Here is a 15,886-nt window from a genome sequence, read left to right on the forward strand (position 1 = left end):
GCGGCTGGGGCCACAGAGGTCAAGAGGCCGACCTCTGTCTCTCGAGAACCGATCGGAACCGAGGCCGGGACGCCACCGCTGGATGGCCGAGCGCACAGTGTCCTGGCCGACCGGCTACCGCCGCATCTCCACCCTGAGCGCAAGCGCCCTCGATCCGTCAGCAGCATTCCCGTCCATCCCCACAGGGCCATTCAGCGGGCGGGCGCGTTCCGGTGCGACAGCCGGGAGACTCCACCCAACCGCTCCTCCGCGGTGAATGAACTTGAAGGGTTGCCATGGGCCGCTTCCCTGCCGCCGCCTGGGCCTGTTACAGGATCAGGCGGCGTGTTCTGTCTTCAACCCTGGTGGCCCAGATTCCATGCAGCACCTTCGTGAGGCGGGTGAGGCCAATGCCCGCTACTCGCGCTGGGAGTTCAAGCAGCCCAGCGAGCTTCCCTGGCGAGCTCGTGCAGGGTTGGCAGTGAGACGTCGAGCCTGGATCGTAGTTCATGGCTGCGTGGCGGGGAACGCGACTCGTGCAGCGATCATCAGCGGCTAGAGGGTCACGGGCCTGTCGGCCGTTGTGATCGCTGAACTCGTCGCCGAGGTGGGGCCGTTGTGGCTGGCCTGCTGGTTCGGCGTGGACCGCTCCACCATCACCGGGGCCATCGGCGAGCTACGACCGTTGCTCGCCGATCGCGGATGCACTGTGAGCCCCGGTCTTCGCCTGCGGAGTCTGGCCGAGGTCGTCGACCATCTCGGCGCCAACGGGAAGACCGACATCATCGACGGCACCGAGATCCGGGTCCGGCGACCCGCAATCGGCCGCAAGGACCGGGATAACTTCGTCTCCGGCAAGAGCAGGCAGAACGCGGTCAATACCAAGCGCGTCATCCAGGCCGGTCCGGTGGACGGTCTGCACACAACCGCACCCCGCCGGCTTGCTGGACCACGGGGCGGCCGTCACCTGTCACCCGCACGCGCCGGCAGCCCGCTTCATGAAAGCCCGAGGTTAACGAGCATCCTTCCTCAGCACATAGCCGCCGTGATCATCCTTCGTCCCCGTGATCCAGGTTCAGGCAGAGCGCCCAGACGTCGGAGTAGGTGTTCGGCGAGGGTGATCCCCCGACGTGGATGTCCGCTGTCCAGGATGCGGCGGTGCTGGTCCCGTCACTGACCGGCGTGCCGTCGAAGTCGCTGGGGAAGCTTCCGATCAGGTGGGTTCCGCCCGACCCTGCCTTGGTGAAGTCGGTCGTCGTCACGTTGCCTCCGCTGGCGGCGGCGCCCCCACTGACCAGCACGTGATGCTCCCTCCCGTTGTTGCCTTCCTCCGCCTGGTCGGCGCAGCCGACTGTTGCCGTCTGGCTCGTGCCGGCGGTGGTCGGGCCGCTCAGCTCGCGGAAGTGGACGGTCGTGGTGATGCCTCGGACGTTGACGTCGTCTCCACTGCAGATCGCGTAGGCGTATGTGGTGTTGTCGCTGTCGCGTCCGCCGCCGATTCCCCCGACGGCTGTCCAGGAGTCGGGGTTGGTCTCTCCGTCCGCAGCGGCTTTCTGGCCGAAGTCGTGTGCGGTGTCATTGAAGGTAGGGAAGCTGGCGATCGGCTTGAGGCTGCCGACGCTGGCGGGGGTGGTTCGGGCGCCGCCACCGAGCAGGAGCGTGCCGGTCGGGCAGGTTGCCACGACGGTTTTCGCCGTCTGTCCGATGGAGGGTCCGGCGATCTTGTTCATGACCACCTGGGTGTGCTTGATTCGGTTGCTGGAAAGGCACACCGCGTAGGGTGTGGTGGAGAACTCGGGGCTGGAGTTGCTCCCGCTTCCGCCGAACGCGAGCCAGTGCTTGACGTCGGTGCCGACGACCCCGGTTGAACCGGTGTATTCGGTGACGCCGTCGGGGCTGGGCGCGATGCCCATCACGTGGTTGCCGTTTCCCGCCCGGTCGCTGCCGGTGTTCTGATCGATCCCGCCGCCGGAGATGAGACCTTGGCCGCAGTCCGCGTGGGACGAGACACCGGTGAAGGGGGTTGCGGGGCCCATGGTGGGTCCGGGGGTCGCCACGGTGACGCTCGCGGTGTCGGCGTACGCGATCTCTGGCACCGCCACGGCGAGCAGGGCACCCGGGATCAGTATCTTCGCCAGGGCGGACTTCCGGGAAAGCCTCTTCTTCATCGAATTCTGCCTTTCTGGTGTCAACGCCGTGAACGTGGTGGGACAGCGTTCATGGGAAGCGGCGTTGTCTCGCTGGAATCGATACCGCCGCGCAGCCTCTCCAGCCCGCTTTGGGTGACCGAGGCGGGACGGGTGCTCTGCGGACGGGCTGCCGGGGCGTCGTGCCCGCCCGCAGAGCAGTGGTGCCGGTGACTCAGACGCCGTCGTTGGCGCACAGCGCCCAGACGTCGGAGTGGTTGGTCGTCGACGCCATCCCACCGGTGTGAGTGAACGCCGTCCAGGACGCCGCCGTCGTGGTCCCGTCACTGACGGCGTTGCCGCTGGAGTCGCTGGGGAAGCTGCCGTTGAGGTGGTCGCCGCCCGAGCCCGGTCCGGTGAAGTCGGTGGTGGTCAGGTTGCCCCCGCTGATGGCGGCACCCCCGCTCACCAGGTTTCCGTCCCCAACACCGCAGCTGACGGTAGTCTTCTGGCCGGTGCTCCCGGTGTTCGGGCCGTTCGCCTCGCTGTAGCGGACCTTCACGGTGACGCCGCTGACGTTGATGCCGCTACCACTGCAGATCGCGTAGGCGTAGGTCTCGTTGCTGGCGTTGGCGCTGTTGTCCCACCCGACGGCGCTCCAGGAGTCGGGGTTGGTCTCTCCGTCCGCAGCAGCCTTCTTTCCGAAGTCGTGTGCGGAGTTGTTGAAGGTGGGGAAGCCGGCGATCGCCTTGAAGTTGCCGGTATTGCCCGGTGTGACCAGGGCACCGCCACCGAGAAGGGCCGTGTTGGCCGGGCAGGTCGCCGTCACCAGACCCGCCGCCGTCGCGGTGGTGGGTGCGTTCACCTTGTTCATGACCACCTGAGTGTGGTTGATCCGGCTGCTCGTGAGACACATCGCGTAAGGGGTAGTGGAGAAAGAGGAGTTGACCTGTCCTCCGCTTCCGCCCTTCGCGATCCAGTACGCCACGTCGGTACCGACGACCCCGTTCGTGCCGGTGTATTCGGTGGCACCGTCCGAGCTGGGCTCGGTGCCCAGCACGTGGTTGCCGTTCACCCCTGCGCCGGTGCCGGTGGCCTGGTCGATCCCGCCGCCGGAATTGAGACCGCTGGTGCAGTGAGCGCTGGTCGAGACCGAAGAGTCTATGGTCGTGGGTCCGAGGGTGGCGCCGGGCGTTCGCACAGTGACGCTCACGGTGTTGGCGTACGCGACCCCTGGTGCCGCCAGGACCAATAGGGCCCCTACGACCAGCGCTTTCCCCGTGGCGAAGCGCCGCAGAGACGTGTCTGTCATCGAATTCTCCCTTTCGAGGTTTCCATGTGTGCACACGGGCAGGCGGCGTTGTTCGATGCGCAGCCCTCGGCCCGTGATGGCGTCGTGCGCCCACCCTTGACGTCGGCTCAGCCGACTGGGCACACCAGCGCAGTCGTCGGCCAGGTTTCGGGGATCCGGCCGGCCCTGCTCCGCTGACCATCCGCCATGCGGAAAGGCCCTTCTGAGGGGAGTCAAGTGCTGCCACAGAGCCGGGCGTCGCCGGACTGTCGGGGGATCACCACAACACCGTCTGCCGGACGCGGCCTTGCACGCAGATCCATGCCAGATCCTTTGTGTTCGGGGGGCTTGAGGGCGGAGCCGATTGAAGCAGCGACACGAGGGCACGCACTACTGGTGCCAAGCATAAAAAGACGACAGCCTTTGGCTGAGTCATTGGATGAGAGAACAGGGGACCGTGGCGGTGCCTCCCGAGCGCGAGCCGTGGATATCGACGCCTCTCCGTCAACAGCCGACCGCACGTGGCGCAAGCAGGAGAGGGTCCGCGGCGCCGACGGGGATCCGTTCGTCACCGCCTACGGGCACGAGGCGCCTCACGGCGACGCACGCCTCTGACTCGCGGGCCGACGCGAGATTCTGAAAAATGGGCGGTGGCGGCGGAGCCGACCAAGTCGGGGCCGAACTTCGCAGGGATCCGGTCCATGGCCCCTTCGGCGACGAGCCGGGTCTCGCGTGCCTGATCGAGGCTGATCTGCTGGGCAACCCGGTCGGCATCGATGAGGTCCTCGCCCTTGAGGTGATACCGGTCAGCCGGACGCGCTGGAGGCCAGCGGCGTCGCGTCGGCGTCTGTGTCGGCGGCCCGCTGTCCGATCGCCCTCTCGCAGGCCCTTCTCGGGCCCGTCCCGGTCGGTCAGAATGCGGGCATGCGCACTCGGGGGAATGCACAGCCGCGCCTGGGGCCGTTCGCGGCCGGGCCGGTCGGGGGGATCGCGGCCGCTGCCGCGGCGTTGCTGATCGCGCTGTCGGGCCGCTACGGCTTCCACCGCGATGAGCTGTACTTCCTGCTCGTGGGTCGCCACCTGGCCTGGGGCTATCCGGACCAGCCGCCGCTTACCCCGCTGCTGGCTCGGCTCAGCGCGGAGCTGTTCGGCGCCACCCCGACCGGGGTGCGGATCCTGCCCGCGCTGCTCGCTGCAACCTCGATTGCCCTAACAGCGCTGATCGCCCGCGAGCTGGGCGCCGGGCGGGGCGGGCAGGTGCTCTCGGCGGGAGCCGCGGCCTGTTCGGGCTATCTGCTGGGCACCGGCCACCTGCTCTCCACCGCGACGTTCGACCTGACCGCCTGGCTGACGGTCATTCTGCTGACGCTCCGCCTGTCGCGCACCGGCGAGGCCCGCTGGTGGCCGCTGCTCGGAGCGGCGGTCGGGGCAGCGCTGCTGAACAAGCTGTTGGTGCTCGGGCTGCTCGTGGCGCTGGCGGTTGGCACCCTGACGGCCGGGCCGCGCGGCCTCTTCGTGCCCCGGCCGCGCGCACTGCTCGGACCGCTGACCGCACTGCTCACCGCACTCCCGATCGCGCTGCCCGTTCTGTGGTGGCAGGCCGCGCACGGCTGGCCCGAACTGACGGTCGCCCAGGGGATCAGCGCCGCTGGCGGAGCCAGCGGGCGGCTGCTCGTCCTCCCGATGCAGCTGCTCCAGCTCTCCCCGCTGCTGGCACCCCTCTGGCTGACCGGGCTGAGCCGGCTGCTGCGCCGGTCGGAGCTGCGCTGGGCCCGACCGGTCGCGGTGGCCTGGGTGGTGCTCTGCCTGCTGGTGATGGCGGGCGGCGGCAAGGCGTACTACCCGATCCCGCTGCTGTACGCGCTCACCGCGGCCGGCTGTGAGCCGTACGCCCGCTGGGCGCGCGAGCACCGCGCCAGGCTGGTCGGCGGACTGCTCGCGGCCCTGCTCACCAGTGCGCTGGCCGCCCTGCCGGTGCTGCCCGCCTCGGCGCTGGCCGTGCCGATGACCGTCGACCCCGACATCGGCGAAGAGGTCGGCTGGCCTGAGCTCGCGCGCGCCACCGCCACCGGCTGGGCGGTCATCCCCGCCGAGCAGCGGGCCACTGCCGTGCTGCTGACCGCAAACTACGGCGAAGCCGGAGCACTCGCGCAGTACGGGCCCGCCCTCGGCCTGCCATCCCCGTACTCCGGCCACATGGGCCTACATGCCTCGGGCCCGCCCCCGGCGACCGCCACGGGGCCGGTGCTGCTCGTTCACCCGGCGGGCTACGCCGAGGTAGAGGAACACTTCACGGGCTGTCACCCGGTCGCGCGCGTCGACAACGGGCACGGTACGGCAAACCAGGAGCAGCACGCGGCCGTGGTGCTCTGCGCAGGGCCGGAGCGGGCATGGACGGCGCTCTGGCCGCTACTGCGCCGGTACTGAGCAGCTCACGCGGGCGTGGAGCCGCCGTAACCCGTACGTAGCTCTGTACTTCGCCCCCAGGAGGTCTCCACCCAGTCGACGACGCCGCTGATCCGCAGACCGTCGCCGTCGCCCGCGAAGAGGACATTGCCGGGATGGAAGTCCCGGTGGAGGGAGCAGGCCTGGTACTCCGGGGGCTCGCGGCGGATGACGTCCATGGCCCGCTGCCACAGTTCAGGCTGATCGGTGTCATCGGGCGGGCTCGCCACCGCGGCCAGTTCGCCTACGTGGACGGCGAACTGGCCGACGGCGACAGCATCAGGCTCATGCGCCTGTGCTACGGCGGATCCGCCAGCACCTGGGGTTTCGCCTTCTACCCCGGGCATCTGGCCAACGCCACACGGCACCGGCTCCGGAGCCGCCCCCTAAGGACTTCCGAAACCGACCAATCAGTTTTCCAGGCGGACAGGCATCAGTATCGAAAAGGTGTCCTCGGCGTCGGTCCGGCGGATCGCCAGAGGCGCCGTAGGGGCGCCGACCTCCAGAATCAGTTGGTCCCGGGCCCCAGCGGCGAGGGCATCCAGCAAGAACTCGCGATTGACGGCGATGTTGCCCTGGCCGTCGTCACCGTCTTCGCAGACGCACACCGTGCCGTCGCCCGCCACCTTCAGCACGCTGAGGTCACAGGACACGCCGTCCTGCTCGCGCACCTCGCTGACGCGGACCGGGCCGGTTTCCACCGCCGCCCGGAAAGCCGGGACATCGACGAGGGCACGGTGTCCTGCCGGCAGGCGGATGAGGCGACGGTAATCAGGGAAGTCGTGATCGAGACACTGGCCGGCCGCCTGACGGTCCCCTGCCTCCAAGACCACGCGGTCACCGTCCACAGCGAGCTGGACGGATGCGTCGTCACTCAGCAGCGCTCGCATCGCGTCGGCGAGCGGGGACGGCACGATGACCTGGATACGGGGCCCGCCATGCCCGGTGGTACCGGCTTGTGCGACTGCCATCCGGTACCGGTCGGTGGCCACGACATGGAGCGTCTCCCCCTCGATGTCGAACAGGACACCGCCGAGCATCGGCAGCTCCGGGTCGGTACTGGCGGCGAAGCGGACCGCGTCCAACGCCGCGGCCAACTCAGGCGCGGGGACAGCCAACCGGACGGTGCGGGCGGTGCGGAGCAAAGTCATGGGATTCTCCCTGCATTCGAGTAGCGCTCGGACCGCGGAGAACTCAATGCGGGCATCGGACAGCCCCAGTTCAAGACGACGCAGATGCGCCTGAAGCAGCTGCCGCACCAGGTCGGTGTCCTCACTGGACCAGCCGGCCAGCACCAGCCGAATGTCCGCCAACGGCATACCGGCCCGGCGCAGCCGGGCCAGCAACCGGGCTTCTTCAAGCTGCTCGGGGCCGTACCAGCGGTAGCCGCTCACCGGGTCCACCCAAGTCGGGACCAGCACGCCGGCACCGTCGTAGAACCGCAGGGCGCTCACGCTCAGTCCACTGTCCCGAGCCATCTCACCAATGCTGCGCATCTCTCTCTCCACACCCACAACCCTGAGCCCTCCACCAAGTCGAGGGTCAACCCCAGCCAGCCGGCTCGAATATGAACAGCATCGGGGTACAGAGGCGAGACCGCCGATCGAGGCCGAGGAGGACGAACAACCCGTGCTGAACGTGGGCGGGGTTCTCCCGATCCTTTGCCATCAAAGGGCTGCGCCTGCAGCCTCTACCTCGCCAGGACCAGCGCATCGCCGAGGGCTGCACGAACGTGTCCCGGCTCCACCGCGAGTTGCAGGAACGCGGGGCCCACTGCAGCTACAGCACCCTGCGCGACTATGTCCGGCCGCTGCGCTCCAACTGTCGGCCTGCCGCAAACACGCCGCCGATCGCCCGGCCGCCATCGCCGCGCGAGGCCACCGGCTGGATCACGGCCCACCCCGACCACCTGCGCGAGGACGACCGTCAGCGGCTCAAGAACCTGCTGGCCCGCTCACCCGAGCTCACGGCCGCCGCAGACCACGTCCGCACCTTCGCGACCATCATGACCAACCGCGAAGGAGACCGGCTGCGGCATGGATCGCCGACGTCTGCGCGGACGAGCAGGCCGGTTTGGCCGGCTTCACCGCCGGACTGCCCCCGACCTCGACGCCGTCGTCTACGGCATGAGCACCGACTGGTCATCCGGCCCGGTCGAGGGCCGCGTCAACGACCTGAAGGCGCTCAAACGCAGCATGTTCGGCCGAGCGAAGCCACCGCTACTGCGCAAGGGCTTCTCCTGACCGCCGCCAGCCGCCGCCGGCACGGCCAGACCCCGGACGATGCGCACGGATCCGGTTGTCGTCACGCATGATCGGCCGGACGCGCTCCAGGCGACGCAGCACCCGCACAAGTCGGGGTCCCGGTAGGAACGGAACGGAAAGTCCGGGTTGCCGTCAAATCTTTTGACAGTCCGTGATCTGGCCCGCCAGGATGCCCCGGTGAGCGATGACCCGACGATCGGTTTCCTGAAGGCGGACGTGGCGCGGTTCTGTGCCGGTCTCGAAGATCTGGCTCCGGCGATCCGGCTGCGGTTGGTCGTCCAGCTGCGGGAGGCGCTGGACGGGGTGACGGGCAGCGCGCTGGACGCAGGGATGGCCGCCGCGAAGTCGGAGGGCTGGGGGCTGCGGCGAATCGGTGATCACGTGGGGCTGTCGCACGAGAAGGTCCGTTACCGGCTCGCCCGACGCCCGGGCGAGCCGGCCGGGTCTTCCTAGAGCGAGGCGTCGGCGGGCTTGCGGGTGGCCCGGAGCTGGCCGCTGGCGACCTCGGCGGGCAGCGCGAAGCTGTACCGACCGTGGAAGTTTATGTGGGCGAACTTCAGCGGGGAGAGGCGGGCGATGTCCTCGTCGCGGACGTGGATGCCCTCAGCGCGCATCTCTTCGGTGATCTTCTGGAAGTAGACCGTGTTCCACAGGACGACGATGTTGAGCATCAGTCCCAGTGCCCCGAGCTGGTCTTCCTGGCCTTCGCGGTAGGACTGCCGCAGTTCGCCCTTCTGCCCGTGGAAGATCTTGCGGGCGAGGTTGTGGCGGGATTCCTGCCGGTTGAGCTGGGTGTTCACGCGGCGTCGTAGTAGCTCGTCGGCGAAGTAGGTGGACAGGTAGGCGCTGCGGTCCAGGCGGCCGATCTCCATGATGGCCTTGCCGGTGGGGGTGGGCTTGCCGCCGGGGGCGAGCACGCGCATGACCTCGGACGCCTTGATGGTGCCGGAGTGCAGGGAGCCGGCGACGCGCAGGACGTCGTCCCAGTTGGCCGTGATCTGCTGGATGTTGATCTGTTCGCGGGTCAGCGGGTTGAGCGGGCCGTAGTCGGCGCCCGGTTCGACGCGGTACAGGGTCGCGCTGCCAGCGTCCGCCAGGCGCGGGGAGAACTGGTAGCCCAGGAGGCGGAAGAGTCCGAAGATCATCTCTGTGGCGCCGTGGGTGTCGGAGGTGATCTCGACCGGCCGCAGGGCGGTCTCCTGTTCCAGCAGGCCGTCGAGGATGTAGAACGAGTCGCGCTGGGTGCCGGGGATCAGGATGCCGTGCAGGCCGCTGAACTGGTCCGACAGGAAGTTGTAGAACGTGGCTCCCTGCCGGCGGGTGCCGAAGTACTTGGGGTTGGGCCCGGAGTTGAGGGTGCGGATCGGGGTGATGAACCGCAGGCCGTCGGCAGAGGCCAGCTCGCCGCCGCTCCATGCCTGGACCAGCGGCAGGAGGGTGTGGAAGGCGACCAGGCGGGCGTTGGCCCGGCTGAGGGTCTGGGAGCGCAGGTAATTCTGCTCGATCCAGAACAGCCAGTCGCGACTGAGGGCTTCGACGCCGTCGTGGACGATCGGCTCCATGCCGACGTTGGTGGCTTCCGCGGTGAGCACCCCGGCCACGGACAGCTCCAGGTCGTCCATCCGGGACTCGGCCTCGGAGACGTGGGTGAAGTCGGTCAGGTAGGGCACCCAGGCGTTGACCTCCAGCACCATCTCTGGCAGGTCGACCGCGGGCGAGCGGGCGTCGACCTGCCGGTTCAGCTCGTCCAGGGAGGCAGGGACCTCCAGGCGATCCAGGCCGGTGAGGATGATGCGGTCGCGGCCGTCGTGCTGCTCGATCCGCACCGCGGGGTTGGCGACCAGGCCGTCGACCAGCTCGCGGTGGGAGCGGTCCAGACGCTCGATCCAGCCGGCCAGCACGGCGTTCGGGTCGGTGCTCAGGTCGAGCTCCTCGCAGACCCTGGGGCGCGCGGCCTTCCAGGCGTCGGTGCTCAGCAGCCGGGCGTTGGGGTCGCCCCACTTGCGCAGGCCCGGGACGTAGATCTCGTGGCGGTGCAGGCTGGAGCGCAGGGCCTCGGTGGTGGCGACGACGTAAGCGCGCCTCTCGACGATACCGACCGGGGCCGGCTTGGGCGGGAAGACCCTGCGCAACCAGGCGGCGGACAGGAACTTGATCGGGGTCTCCCAGCCCTCAATGGGCTTGCGCCGGCCCTTGAGGGTCTTCACGAAGGCGACGGCCTTTATGACGTCCTCGCCGTCGGGCCCGGCCTGGAAGTCCAGCTGCTTGAGGAGTTCGGGCAGGAAGCGAGCGATGGTGTTGTAGCGGGCCTCCAGCATCTGCTCGAAGCCGTCGTCGGGCTCCTGCGCGAGGTCCTTGACGGTGGCGGCGGCAGCGTGGACGGGGGCGACGTCCATGGCGTCGAGCATCGCGCGGATGTCGCCCTCGGGGTCGGCGGCGGCCTCGCACACCGCGAGCCATGCCTTGCGCAGGACCAGGGCGGCGGCGTCCAGGTCCTTGAGGGAACGCAGGCGCTTCTTGGTCATTTTGGTGGCCGAGCTGCGGATCAGATCGCCCATCACCAGGTCGAAGACCTCGATCGCCTCATCCGCGGCAACCTGCGGCATCACCGCGGCGAAGGCCACCAGGGTGGCCAGGCGCCGGTGGCCGCCGAGCTCGGCGACGGCCTGGGCCCGGGCGGCCTTGGCGAAGCGCACCAGCGCCTGGATGCGGCCGGGCGGTACCGCCGTTAGGTCCCAGCCGGGGCCGCCGAAGGTCTTCAGCGCGTCGTAGCGCTCCAGCGCCTTGAGCACGCCGCGCGGGGAGATGTCCCGCGGCGACCTGCGCAGCCGGTCCAGCTCGGAGACGCGCCGGGCGCTTGGGACGATGACCAACTGCTGCAGCCACTCGGCCTGCTCGGCGCTCGGAGCCGCGGCCAGGGTCGCCCACAGGCGCTTCTCAGCGCGTTCACGGGTACCGGAGACCAGCCGCTCCAACGTGGTCGCCCCGGGCAGCAGCACCTGATGGTCGAGCAGGCGCTTGGTCGCCAGGTCGAACAGCAGGGTCGGCCGCTCCGAGCCGATCCACGCACGCTGGTACATCCAGCGCGCCAGGGAGAACCACTGGGCGAACTCGAACTTCGTGTACCCGTAGGTGGCGCGGATCTCCTCCTGGTGCTCCCACCGGGCCTTGCGCGAGCCGTAACCTGCGAAGGCGGTGACGGACAGGCCGAGCTGCTCGGCGACGTACTCCACCACGACCTCGGGCACGTCCTCGGGATCGTCCAGGAAGGTGCCCAGGTAGCGCACGGTCCCGAGCTGGATCGCGTAGCCCAGGCGGTTGCGCGAGCCGTTGGCGGCCGCGGCCCTGCGCCGTGCGGTCTGGTCGAGGAGGAAGAAGCCAGCGAGTTGGCCTTCGTCGGGTACCTCGGTGAACCTGCCGTAGCGCCTGCGCTGTTCCTCGCTCAAGAAGTTGACCGGCACTGCCCCATCCCTTGATCGTCTGCCGTCGCTCGCGCGCGATGCTCGCAGCGGTGCCGTCCGTGTGTTCGTGGATCGAACGTTTCCGTCTGCGAAATCACCGGATCTGATAGGGCATCGGTCTTCGCGCTGGCCGCATGCCACCGCGACAGCGACGGCCGTGACCTTCTTCGGGTGTGGCCGCCCCGGCTCACGGGGTGCCGTTGAACTCCTCGTGCAGAGCCGGAAGGAACGAGGCGAGGTGGTTCATCTCCGCCGCGCAGTGGTAGAGCAGGTCATGGCCGTAGCCGGGCCGCAGGGCCTTGCCGGCGAGGTGCGGGAGTGCGGTGCTGGCGAGGGTGCGGGCGGGTTTGGTGGTGAGCAGGGCGGCGGCGCGTGCGGTGCTGGAGTGGGCGGGCAGGTCGAGGAGTGCGGGGTGGTCGAGGAAGAAGCGGCTGCGCATCTCGGAACCGTTGGGGGTGGGCCTGACCTGGTGGATGAGCCAGCCCATGGCGATCGGGTACTGGCTCAGTCCGACGCGGGCGCAGACGACCGTGTTGCCCGGGGCTGGTTCGTCGAAGCCGAGCCGGGTGGGGTCGGTGAAGCGGATGGCAAGGCAGTCGAGGCTGCCGCCGATGTACTCGTCCACGTACGACACGTTGCCGACATAGCGCTGGCGGTCGGTCAGGGTGCGGTCGGCGCTGCGGTCCTCGCCGATCGCGGCGAATTGGTGGGCCTCGGGGTTCCAGAGCTTGTAGCGGGCGGAGTCGGTGGAGTGCCAGCCGAACCACCAGTCCCACATCTCGGCGGTGACGCCGGGCATGTCGGTCAGGACGGAGATCATGAAGCCGCCCTCGGTGCGGGTCCAGCCGGTCTCCATCGCGTGGTAGCCGGGGCGGGACATCCGCCGGGCGGCGTCGCGGAGGTCGTAGGCGTACTCGGTGGGGGCCATGGACAGCAGGGCCTCGCGCACGTGGTCCTGGACCGGCCGGGTCTGGGCGCGGAAGTACTTGGCGAACGGCTTGGACGCGTCCGGATCCTGGTAGCCCAGGTAGCGGGACTCGGTGGCGTACTGCCCCGGGATCGGGGACCGGTCGGCCGCGGTGGGCTCATAGGTGAACATCGCAGCACCTCCTGTGGTGCAAAGAAGGGAGAAAGAAGGGAAGAGGGAAGAGGGGAGGACGGGTTCAGTCCCCGGGACCGGACTGTCCGCCGCCTCGGTGGCGCAGACGGGCGATGAGGGAGCGGGTGACGTGCTCGCCCGCGAGGATGCCGAGCAGGCCCGCCAGCGCCACCCACGGCGGAGCCGGTGAAGCGGTCCCCAGCAGCCGGTACAAGCCCCCCGCGAGCAGTCCGGCCAGCACCGAGGCGCCATAGCGGCGCAGCGCCGGGCTCATACGAACCGGCCCAGCAGCGCGTAGCCGGTGAGCATCCCCGCAAGCCCCAGCAACGCGACAGGCGGCGGCGCCGGTGACTTCACCCGAAGCAGCGCGTACACCGCCCCGACGAGCACGCCCGCGAAGAGCGACTGCACACACGCGGTCACCCGCGCTCCCCCGCCGCGCCTGCGCCGGGCTGCGCGTCGGGAAGGCCCTTGGAGCGCAGCAGGTAGGACTGGCACAGCCGGGCCAGCTCCACCCCCGCCCGGTCCAGCGGCAGCTCGTAGCGCAGTCCCGTGTCCGCGCCGAACAGCACCTGCCACATCGCCGCGGCGAACACCGCCCGGAAGGCCATCGGCACCTGGACCTGCGGTGCCGGACAATCCAGCTGATCGGCGCGTGCCAGCAGCAGGCCGGTGAACAGTTCCTCCGCCAGCAGACTGGTCGCGTTCCCCCGCTGGCGCAGCGACGGATCGACCGCGGCGCGCTGCATCAGCGGCCCCATCACCGCCCCGTGCCGCGCCACCTGCGTGGCAAGCGCCAGCACCGCCTCGGCGATCAGTTCCTCCGCGCCGAGATCGACCCGGTCGGACAGGCGATCAAAGGCCTCGTGCAGGTCCGCGTCGACCTCGTCCAGAACGTCGTGCTGCACTGCGTGCACGAGCCCGTCCTTGTCGGTGAACCGCTCGTAGACCGAACCGACCGAAACCCCGGCCGCCGCGGCCACCCGTGCAACCGTCACCCCCTCCCAGCCCGCCTCCGCCAGTGCCTCACGCGCCGCCGCCAAGATCTTGCGCTGTGTGCGCCGACTGCGCTCCTGCTGCGCCGGCCGCTTTCCCGTCTGTGCCATGGGGTCCTCACCGTCCTAATCGGGCTCGCAGTCCACTGTAACTGAACCTGAACTATGATTCGGATAAGTACCCGCACGGCGGCCACTCGATGTGCTTGCACCGCATGCGCGCCCGGTCACGGATCCGGCGGAGCGCGCCAGCGGAAACGCACTGGCGCGCTCGCCGTCATCCGTCGCGGCACCGGTCCAATGACGCACGGGGGCGGAATCGGTCGATTGCGCCCCCACGGCCGTATCCAATCCCGCCGCGCCGCCCACCAGCGCAAACACCCCGCCGATCCAATCGGATCCGGTCGAAAATTACGCCTCCCCATTTCGCCCCCTCTGATGGGCCGCAGACACCGCCGGGCACCACCCGGCCGCCCAGGGAAGGCCACCACACCCGCATGGCTGACCGGATCTACCTGCGCCACTCCACCGACAAGCAGACCGACGCCCGCCAGCGCCACGCCCTGGCCGCCCTGCTGACCGACGGCGCCCCCGTCTACGGGGACCCCGCCACCTCCAGCCGCCAGCTCTCCCTCGACCGCGCCGGCTTCACCAAGCTGCTGCACGAAGCCGCCGTCGGCGACACCATCCGTATCGCAGACGCCGCCCGACTCTTCCGCTCCGTCGCCGGCATCCTCGCCCTGCGACCGGTGCTCATCCGCCGCGGCCTGCACCTGCGCGTGGAGTCCGGGCTACTGTCCGGCATCGACCTCGCCTCCGACGACCCCGGCACCAAGATGATGGTCTCCGTCCTCGCCGCCGTCCTGGAGTTCCAGCGCGACATGATCAGCGAGAACACCCGCGAAGGCGTCGCCGCCGCCGAAGCCGCCGGAAAGACCCTCGGCCGCCCGGCCGCGCTCAGCGAGGATCAAGCCGCGAAGGTGGTCGAGGCGTTCGGCGAGGGCGTGGCCGTCAAAGCACTGGCCCGCCGGCACCGGGTCGACCCGAAGACCATCCGCCGCACCCTGGACGCAGCCGGCGCCCGCGAGCTGCCCGAGCACCTCGACGTCCTCCCGGACCCGGCCGCCGAGCAGCAGCCCGCACCGGACCCGGAGATCACCCTCGACCTACCCGGCCTACTCGCCGACCACCTGCGCACCGCAGGCGACGAGACCGTCCTCGGCGCCATCGCCACCGGGCGCACCATCCGCCGCGGCCAGGGCCACTCGATCCGCCTCACCGCACCGCTCGAATTCCACCGCGCCGCCCTCCAGCAAAGCGCCGCCCTCGCCGCCGACACAGCCGGACCGGCCGAGCGCAAGGCGTACCGGGTCTATGCCGCCCGCATCACAGCCGCCGAGACTCCCGAGCCATGATCAATCTCACCGATAACCACGGTTTCCATTGATCCCCGAGGCGATCTCGGAGAACACCAAGGAAGGCGTGGCCGCCGCCGCAGCCTCCGGCAAGATGCTCGGCCGCCCGGCAGCCCTCGACGAGGACCAGGCAGCCGAGGCCGTCGGCGCCTACCAGGAAGGCGCCGCGGTCAAGGCCCTGGCACGGCGGCACGGCGTCGCACCCAAGACGATCCGCCGCCTCCTGGACGCCGCCGGCGCCCGCGACCTGCCCGGCGCCCCCGAGCCACCGGACGGGCTCGCGGAGGCCGAGCAGCAACAGCCCGAGCCCAGCACGGTCGTCCTCGCCCTCGACCTGCCCGGTCTGCTCGCCGACCACCTGGCAGACACCCCGGACGCCGCCGTGAGCGAAGCACTGGCCAGCGGCCGGGCCATCCGCCGCGGCCAGGGCTACTCGGTGCGCGTCACCGCCTCGCTCGCGCTCCACCCGGCCGCACTGAAGCAGTGCGCCGCCCTTGCCGGTGACGGCTCCACCCCGGCCGGGCGCAAGGCGTACCGGACCTACGCCGACCGGATCACCGCGGCCGCTCAGACACACTGACGCGACGGTTTCCATCAGATCCGTAGTCGGTGCAGCCGCCAGGTGGCGCGCTGCCTCGATCCAGGGCTGCAGCGCGGGGAGAGGCCGATGCCCGCCGCGGGCCCTTCCAGTTCGCCGGTGCGAGCCGCGTCCCGAGCGATGGCGGTCACCTCGGTGGCTGCCCAGGATGTTCAGATCACAGATCGTCAAAAGATTTGACAGTAATCCGGACTTTCCGTTCCGTTCCTACCG

General features: G+C 69.7%; 15 protein-coding genes and 1 pseudogene. 5 read left to right on the forward strand and 11 right to left on the reverse strand.

Annotation, left to right across the window (positions count from 1 at the left end; genetic code table 11):
• Positions 1–655 precede the first annotated feature (655 nt).
• The 3 genes from ACWD35_RS34935 to ACWD35_RS34945 form a co-directional block, all read right to left on the reverse strand.
• Positions 656–901 carry a hypothetical protein gene (locus ACWD35_RS34935; RefSeq protein ID WP_451355366.1) on the reverse strand — a complete coding sequence of 82 codons (246 nt, stop codon included), beginning with the start codon at positions 899–901 and terminating at the stop codon, positions 656–658.
• Positions 902–1,028: 127 nt separating this feature from the next.
• Positions 1,029–2,147 carry a hypothetical protein gene (locus tag ACWD35_RS34940; RefSeq protein ID WP_451355367.1) on the reverse strand — a complete coding sequence of 373 codons (1,119 nt, stop codon included), beginning with the start codon at positions 2,145–2,147 and terminating at the stop codon, positions 1,029–1,031.
• Between the two features lie 193 nt (positions 2,148–2,340).
• The gene (locus tag ACWD35_RS34945; RefSeq protein ID WP_451355368.1) at positions 2,341–3,417 is read right to left on the reverse strand and encodes a hypothetical protein; all 1,077 of its coding nucleotides are present in this window, start codon (positions 3,415–3,417) and stop codon (positions 2,341–2,343) included.
• A gap of 903 nt (positions 3,418–4,320) precedes the next feature.
• Here ACWD35_RS34945 and ACWD35_RS34950 point away from each other — a divergent pair.
• Positions 4,321–5,823 carry an ArnT family glycosyltransferase gene (locus ACWD35_RS34950; RefSeq protein ID WP_451355369.1) on the forward strand — a complete coding sequence of 501 codons (1,503 nt, stop codon included), beginning with the start codon at positions 4,321–4,323 and terminating at the stop codon, positions 5,821–5,823.
• Positions 5,824–5,876: 53 nt separating this feature from the next.
• Here the strand turns inward: ACWD35_RS34950 and ACWD35_RS34955 are convergent.
• Positions 5,877–6,062 (reverse strand): annotated as a pseudogene (locus ACWD35_RS34955) (phosphotransferase); the annotation flags it as partial.
• A 189-nt stretch (positions 6,063–6,251) separates the two neighbouring features.
• Positions 6,252–7,337, reverse strand: a complete 1,086-nt coding sequence (locus ACWD35_RS34960; protein ID WP_451355370.1) for a DNA polymerase III subunit beta family protein — start codon at positions 7,335–7,337, stop codon at positions 6,252–6,254.
• Between the two features lie 540 nt (positions 7,338–7,877).
• On the opposite strand from ACWD35_RS34960, the gene ACWD35_RS34965 reads away from it, so the two are divergent.
• Entirely contained in the window at positions 7,878–8,084 is a 207-nt protein-coding gene (locus ACWD35_RS34965) for a hypothetical protein (RefSeq protein WP_451355371.1), read from the forward strand.
• Positions 8,085–8,282: 198 nt separating this feature from the next.
• The gene (locus ACWD35_RS34970; RefSeq protein WP_451355372.1) at positions 8,283–8,558 is read left to right on the forward strand and encodes a hypothetical protein; all 276 of its coding nucleotides are present in this window, start codon (positions 8,283–8,285) and stop codon (positions 8,556–8,558) included.
• Here the strand turns inward: ACWD35_RS34970 and ACWD35_RS34975 are convergent.
• The 5 genes from ACWD35_RS34975 to ACWD35_RS34995 all read right to left on the reverse strand — a co-directional run bounded on the left by ACWD35_RS34975 (position 8,555) and on the right by ACWD35_RS34995 (position 13,771).
• Positions 8,555–11,566, reverse strand: coding sequence for a Tn3 family transposase (locus ACWD35_RS34975; RefSeq protein WP_451355373.1), 3,012 nt, complete (start codon positions 11,564–11,566; stop codon positions 8,555–8,557). The genes ACWD35_RS34970 and ACWD35_RS34975 overlap by 4 nt on opposite strands.
• Positions 11,567–11,753: 187 nt before the next feature.
• Positions 11,754–12,665 carry a DAPG hydrolase family protein gene (locus ACWD35_RS34980; protein WP_451355374.1) on the reverse strand — a complete coding sequence of 304 codons (912 nt, stop codon included), beginning with the start codon at positions 12,663–12,665 and terminating at the stop codon, positions 11,754–11,756.
• 64 nt (positions 12,666–12,729) lie between these two features.
• The gene (locus tag ACWD35_RS34985) at positions 12,730–12,939 is read right to left on the reverse strand and encodes a DUF1427 family protein (protein ID WP_451355375.1); all 210 of its coding nucleotides are present in this window, start codon (positions 12,937–12,939) and stop codon (positions 12,730–12,732) included.
• Complete coding sequence (locus ACWD35_RS34990) at positions 12,936–13,088, reverse strand: DUF1427 family protein (RefSeq protein ID WP_451355376.1); 153 nt, start codon at positions 13,086–13,088, stop codon at positions 12,936–12,938. Before ACWD35_RS34990 ends, ACWD35_RS34985 begins: the two co-directional genes overlap by 4 nt.
• Positions 13,085–13,771 (reverse strand): TetR family transcriptional regulator, encoded by a 687-nt coding sequence (locus tag ACWD35_RS34995; protein WP_451355377.1) that lies wholly within the window; start codon positions 13,769–13,771, stop codon positions 13,085–13,087. The genes ACWD35_RS34990 and ACWD35_RS34995 overlap by 4 nt, the downstream gene beginning before the upstream one ends.
• Before the next feature lie 386 nt (positions 13,772–14,157).
• Here ACWD35_RS34995 and ACWD35_RS35000 point away from each other — a divergent pair, with 386 nt between their 5' ends.
• Positions 14,158–15,075 carry a recombinase family protein gene (locus tag ACWD35_RS35000; RefSeq protein ID WP_451355378.1) on the forward strand — a complete coding sequence of 306 codons (918 nt, stop codon included), beginning with the start codon at positions 14,158–14,160 and terminating at the stop codon, positions 15,073–15,075.
• Between the two features lie 67 nt (positions 15,076–15,142).
• Positions 15,143–15,655: a helix-turn-helix domain-containing protein gene (locus ACWD35_RS35005; protein WP_451355379.1), complete on the forward strand. Its 513-nt coding sequence runs from the start codon at positions 15,143–15,145 to the stop codon at positions 15,653–15,655.
• A 14-nt stretch (positions 15,656–15,669) separates the two neighbouring features.
• On the opposite strand, the gene ACWD35_RS35010 is transcribed toward ACWD35_RS35005, so the two are convergent.
• Positions 15,670–15,804, reverse strand: a complete 135-nt coding sequence (locus ACWD35_RS35010; protein ID WP_451355380.1) for a hypothetical protein — start codon at positions 15,802–15,804, stop codon at positions 15,670–15,672.
• Positions 15,805–15,886 lie beyond the last annotated feature (82 nt).

Source organism: Streptomyces sp. NPDC002671 (genome assembly GCF_053592475.1).

Bases quoted from the DNA above. Each gene is read 5' to 3' on its own strand.
- ACWD35_RS34965 (WP_451355371.1), top strand. From the start codon at position 7,878: ATGGATCGCCGACGTCTGCGCGGACGAGCAGGCCGGTTTGGCCGGCTT.
- ACWD35_RS34950 (WP_451355369.1), top strand. From the start codon at position 4,321: ATGCGCACTCGGGGGAATGCACAGCCGCGCCTGGGGCCGTTCGCGGCC.
- ACWD35_RS34945 (WP_451355368.1), bottom strand. From the start codon at position 3,417: ATGACAGACACGTCTCTGCGGCGCTTCGCCACGGGGAAAGCGCTGGTC.
- ACWD35_RS34995 (WP_451355377.1), bottom strand. From the start codon at position 13,771: ATGGCACAGACGGGAAAGCGGCCGGCGCAGCAGGAGCGCAGTCGGCGC.
- ACWD35_RS35000 (WP_451355378.1), top strand. From the start codon at position 14,158: ATGGCTGACCGGATCTACCTGCGCCACTCCACCGACAAGCAGACCGAC.
- ACWD35_RS34960 (WP_451355370.1), bottom strand. From the start codon at position 7,337: ATGCGCAGCATTGGTGAGATGGCTCGGGACAGTGGACTGAGCGTGAGC.
- ACWD35_RS34940 (WP_451355367.1), bottom strand. From the start codon at position 2,147: ATGAAGAAGAGGCTTTCCCGGAAGTCCGCCCTGGCGAAGATACTGATC.
- ACWD35_RS34985 (WP_451355375.1), bottom strand. From the start codon at position 12,939: ATGAGCCCGGCGCTGCGCCGCTATGGCGCCTCGGTGCTGGCCGGACTG.
- ACWD35_RS34980 (WP_451355374.1), bottom strand. From the start codon at position 12,665: ATGTTCACCTATGAGCCCACCGCGGCCGACCGGTCCCCGATCCCGGGG.